At 52.9% G+C, this 3,383-nt stretch carries 9 protein-coding genes; all 9 read left to right on the top strand.

Annotation, left to right across the window (positions count from 1 at the left end):
• The first annotated feature begins 191 nt into the window (after positions 1 to 191).
• Positions 192 to 491, top strand: coding sequence for a nucleotidyltransferase family protein (locus tag LC094_RS21480; protein ID WP_226554842.1), 300 nt, complete (start codon positions 192 to 194; stop codon positions 489 to 491).
• Complete coding sequence (locus LC094_RS21475; RefSeq protein WP_226554841.1) at positions 488 to 832, top strand: HepT-like ribonuclease domain-containing protein; 345 nt, start codon at positions 488 to 490, stop codon at positions 830 to 832. The genes LC094_RS21480 and LC094_RS21475 overlap by 4 nt, the downstream gene beginning before the upstream one ends.
• Positions 833 to 847: 15 nt before the next feature.
• A complete protein-coding gene (locus LC094_RS21470; RefSeq protein ID WP_226554840.1) occupies positions 848 to 1,063 on the top strand; it encodes a hypothetical protein in 216 nt (71 codons plus the stop codon).
• A 29-nt stretch (positions 1,064 to 1,092) separates the two neighbouring features.
• Complete coding sequence (locus LC094_RS21465) at positions 1,093 to 1,245, top strand: hypothetical protein (RefSeq protein WP_226554839.1); 153 nt, start codon at positions 1,093 to 1,095, stop codon at positions 1,243 to 1,245.
• Positions 1,246 to 1,321: 76 nt separating this feature from the next.
• Entirely contained in the window at positions 1,322 to 1,789 is a 468-nt protein-coding gene (locus tag LC094_RS21460; RefSeq protein WP_226554838.1) for a hypothetical protein, read from the top strand.
• Positions 1,786 to 2,010 carry a hypothetical protein gene (locus LC094_RS21455; RefSeq protein WP_226554837.1) on the top strand — a complete coding sequence of 75 codons (225 nt, stop codon included), beginning with the start codon at positions 1,786 to 1,788 and terminating at the stop codon, positions 2,008 to 2,010. Before LC094_RS21460 ends, LC094_RS21455 begins: the two co-directional genes overlap by 4 nt.
• Before the next feature lie 25 nt (positions 2,011 to 2,035).
• Positions 2,036 to 2,245 carry a hypothetical protein gene (locus LC094_RS21450; RefSeq protein WP_226554836.1) on the top strand — a complete coding sequence of 70 codons (210 nt, stop codon included), beginning with the start codon at positions 2,036 to 2,038 and terminating at the stop codon, positions 2,243 to 2,245.
• 259 nt (positions 2,246 to 2,504) lie between these two features.
• Complete coding sequence (locus LC094_RS21445) at positions 2,505 to 3,002, top strand: hypothetical protein (RefSeq protein ID WP_226554835.1); 498 nt, start codon at positions 2,505 to 2,507, stop codon at positions 3,000 to 3,002.
• A 10-nt stretch (positions 3,003 to 3,012) separates the two neighbouring features.
• The gene (locus LC094_RS21440) at positions 3,013 to 3,255 is read left to right on the top strand and encodes a hypothetical protein (protein ID WP_226554834.1); all 243 of its coding nucleotides are present in this window, start codon (positions 3,013 to 3,015) and stop codon (positions 3,253 to 3,255) included.
• The last annotated feature ends 128 nt before the right edge of the window (positions 3,256 to 3,383 follow it).

Below are 3,383 nucleotides of genomic sequence, written 5' to 3'. Positions count from 1 at the left end.
TGGGTCAGGCGGTCCATGTTTGTTTGGGCCGCGCGGCGGCCCGTTTGTGCTCCCAAGCTCAAGGTTCGAAGCAAACGCACAGGGAAGAGCATTGCAAGAAAACAATTCATGAAAAAGGCGAATAAACCTTTGGCTTAGGTCGGAACAATACTCTATTGTTAATATATGAGAAGAGGCCAAAGGAGGCCAGAATGACGGGAACAACACCATCCCAAGCCCTAACTTCGGGTCGCGAAACGATCCGACGTCTTGCTGAGATGCACCGCACGGTGAACCCTCGGATATTCGGCTCCGTGCTCAACGGGAGCGATCACGAGGGTAGCGACCTCGATGTGCTGGTGGAGCCTCTACCCGAGACGACTCTTTTAGACCTCGGGGGCTTACAAGACGCCCTCGAAGAAGCGCTCGGGGTTCGCGTCGATGTGAGGACGCCGCTCGATCTTCCGCCCCATATCAGAGCCGATGTGCTGCGCTTGGCGGTGGCGGTATGAGCGTCGAAAACAGGCTGTACGACTATCTCGCGCAGATGGTGCAGGGTTCGACCGATGCTGTGACCTTCACCGAGGGTATGAGCGAGGATGATTTCCTTGCCGATCTCAAGACGCAGCGAGCGGTTATCATGTCACTGATGATTGTCGGAGAAGCAGCGAGCCGGATCGTCTCCGATCACGCGGATTTTGCAGAGACCAATGGGTCAGTCCCGTGGCGCAGCATTCGCGGAATGCGGAACAGGATTGCGCACGGATATTTCGACATTGACCTTCATGTGGTCTGGCGGACAGTCGTGGAATTGCCGCCGCTGATCACTGAACTTTCCAAAATTTCCAACTGACTCCGGGAGGACATTATGACCGCTATCAATGGATTGAAAGAAATGGGGTGGATAGTGGGGGAGCGCGACCCAAACATGAACCGCGCTTTCGAAGGGAAGTACATGGTTGCGGAGCAATTGCAGGATGGCGATCCCTATCCGACTGATGACGCCTCTGATGGACGGTTTTGCCTCGTTGGGGATAACCTCGATGCGCTGGCCCAAGAAGCCTATCAGCACATCACAACTTAATTCCAACTGACGCCCGAAGGAGCGCGATCATGGAGACAAGCCAAATCGCCAAGCTGAAAGCTGAGGTTGCCCGCCGCGAAGCTGAGTTGGTCTCTTGTCGGGAAGCTGGCTATTCTGCCTACAACGATTTTCTCGCAGCGCGGATCAGCGACATGAAGGCAGAGTTGCGCCGCGCCGAATAACACCACATTCCACAATAGGCCCATCTGGGCACACGGGCACACGGGCGCACCGCCGAAGCAGGTGCAGGAGAAAACAATGATTGACCAAATCACCAACCACGCAAAAGCCGCCGCCGCCGCACATGGCGTCTCTGTACGGGTTTATGCTGGCGAAGAGTTTGAGAATGACCGCTGGACTGGCCGCTTCTTTTGCACAGTCGAGTTTCACCAGTCGGTCTATACTCGCCCCGAGAACAAAAAGAGTCTCGTGAGCGACATTGAAAATCGGCGGATCATTGGCGTTTCCGCCCCTGATGCTCGTCGCCTCTTCAAGTCGCGCAAGGGTGTTCCCGGTGGTCAGGAGTATGTCATTACGCGCAACGCCTCTGAGGTTATCAGCCATGTGGCAGATACGCCGGAGGAAGCCGAACGCGAAGTTCTCAACGTCATTTTGTCTGGCGCGGCCCGTGCATTGGCCCACAAAGTCGCAGATCGCGCAGCTCAGATCGAGGTTGAAATGCGGGCGCAGCTTCGCACCGATCTTAATGCCTTGGAGGCCGCGTGAGCGGCCCCAATACGAAATTCCACAAAACGCCCGCCAATTTTGAAGAAAGATTTGAAATGGCACCAAACAATGAAATTGAAGCAACGCAATCGCACTGGCTTAGACAGGCTAAAGCCGACTTGTTGCAACGTGATCCGGTTGATGCAGTGAATGATGCAGAGGCTCTGGTTGTCTTCGCTCAGAAACGATTGGCTGCTCTGCTTCCTGAAGATTCCAACTAACTCCCCGAGGGCAGAGGAGAAAACCATGAGCATTGAAATGGCTACAACGATTACTTTTGGATATGGCCTCGTGTTGTTTTTGGCCGCGATTGGGCTGATGGTCGCGCAGTTGGCCGGTTACTGGCGCTGGCAAGACAGCGTTGCGGCGGAGGGCGGCTGGCCGCGGGCTCTGGCGATCATGTTCACATTGCTTTTGCCGCTCGTGGCTTCGATTGGCCTCATCATTTCAACCTGACGCAAGCTGGGCCAGACATGAAAGAAACTGATCTTTATGTGTCTCTACAGTGGAGATTGAGAGATATTAGCAAGAAGCGCCGCACGGCCATATGGCACTTGGTTCTGAGCACTATTTTTTTGCGTCGCGTGGAAAGGATGCGGTACTTCTCAACTCTCCGCCTTCTTCGCTATCGTGAAGAAGATGCAGAGCTAAAATATATCTGCGGGATCATGAATGACTGATCCATTCCAAAACAACGATTTTATGGAAATTTCTAATGACTAAATATGACAGAGAGCAACGGCCTGAGTATCAGGCGACCTGGGCCGAAACATTTAAAACCATCGGGTTTGCATCTCTGTTTGCGGGCTCGGGGGCTGCTTTCTCTGGGATCATGGGAAATTTTTTCGGCCTTGACCCGTGGGATGTTGTGATTGGGGTATTGCTCGCAATCGTATTGGGCCTCTTATTTCTCGCACTCTATTTTATGAAAGCTGCCCGAATTGACGCGCTGATTTATAGCCGAGAACATCAGCCGCGATATTGGGATGTCCAAGAATTTAAAATTTCGGAGGATGTAAGCCCGAATTCTCCGATTTGGGTAAGCGGAGGTTTTGCGAGCCGTAATTGGGATGATGCGAATAGTCTCATGAACTTTCTTAGCAAAAACAACCCCACAGCCATCTTTAGAGTTGCACCAACTCCACTTGCAGTCTTGGTTGATCGCAAGGAAAACAGATCCGACGAACTGAGTTATGAATATGAAAAGCGGTGAAATGGAGAGCATGATGAAAGTGATCGAGCACGCAGCTGAAGGCACCGATATGGTGCTCGCGAAAGTGGATGCCGTCCTCGATGGTCTCCGGCATTTTGAAGGACGTTCTCTCAATGGCGCCGGTGTCCTCGATGATCCTTCAGCGCGTCGTGCGGAGCTTGTGAAAGCAAAAAAAGACATCGAGGCCGCTCTTGCCGCGATGGATGCGATCACTTGGCCCAGCGAAGACGACTATTCAAAATGTGACGAATAAGCCCTTTCAATTTATCCTTTGTGGTGAAGGATTTTAACTGGCCTCGCTTTTTGTAGCGGGGCCATTTTTTGTTTTCGGGGAGGTTCTGTGTTGCCCGATCGAGGCGGAACCTCCGGCCCCGCCCCGTT

Source organism: Celeribacter naphthalenivorans, assembly GCF_020524585.1.
GTDB lineage: Bacteria > Pseudomonadota > Alphaproteobacteria > Rhodobacterales > Rhodobacteraceae > Celeribacter > Celeribacter naphthalenivorans.
The sequence above is the reverse complement of the archived record's forward strand: the minus strand, read 5'-3'. Positions and strand labels throughout refer to the sequence as shown.

What these genes read in the sequence shown, in the direction of transcription:
- LC094_RS21480 (WP_226554842.1), top strand. Translation starts at nt 192, where the DNA reads ATGACGGGAACAACACCATCCCAAGCCCTAACTTCGGGTCGCGAAACG.
- LC094_RS21475 (WP_226554841.1), top strand. Translation starts at nt 488, where the DNA reads ATGAGCGTCGAAAACAGGCTGTACGACTATCTCGCGCAGATGGTGCAG.
- LC094_RS21470 (WP_226554840.1), top strand. Translation starts at nt 848, where the DNA reads ATGACCGCTATCAATGGATTGAAAGAAATGGGGTGGATAGTGGGGGAG.
- LC094_RS21465 (WP_226554839.1), top strand. Translation starts at nt 1,093, where the DNA reads ATGGAGACAAGCCAAATCGCCAAGCTGAAAGCTGAGGTTGCCCGCCGC.
- LC094_RS21460 (WP_226554838.1), top strand. Translation starts at nt 1,322, where the DNA reads ATGATTGACCAAATCACCAACCACGCAAAAGCCGCCGCCGCCGCACAT.
- LC094_RS21450 (WP_226554836.1), top strand. Translation starts at nt 2,036, where the DNA reads ATGAGCATTGAAATGGCTACAACGATTACTTTTGGATATGGCCTCGTG.
- LC094_RS21445 (WP_226554835.1), top strand. Translation starts at nt 2,505, where the DNA reads ATGACTAAATATGACAGAGAGCAACGGCCTGAGTATCAGGCGACCTGG.
- LC094_RS21440 (WP_226554834.1), top strand. Translation starts at nt 3,013, where the DNA reads ATGATGAAAGTGATCGAGCACGCAGCTGAAGGCACCGATATGGTGCTC.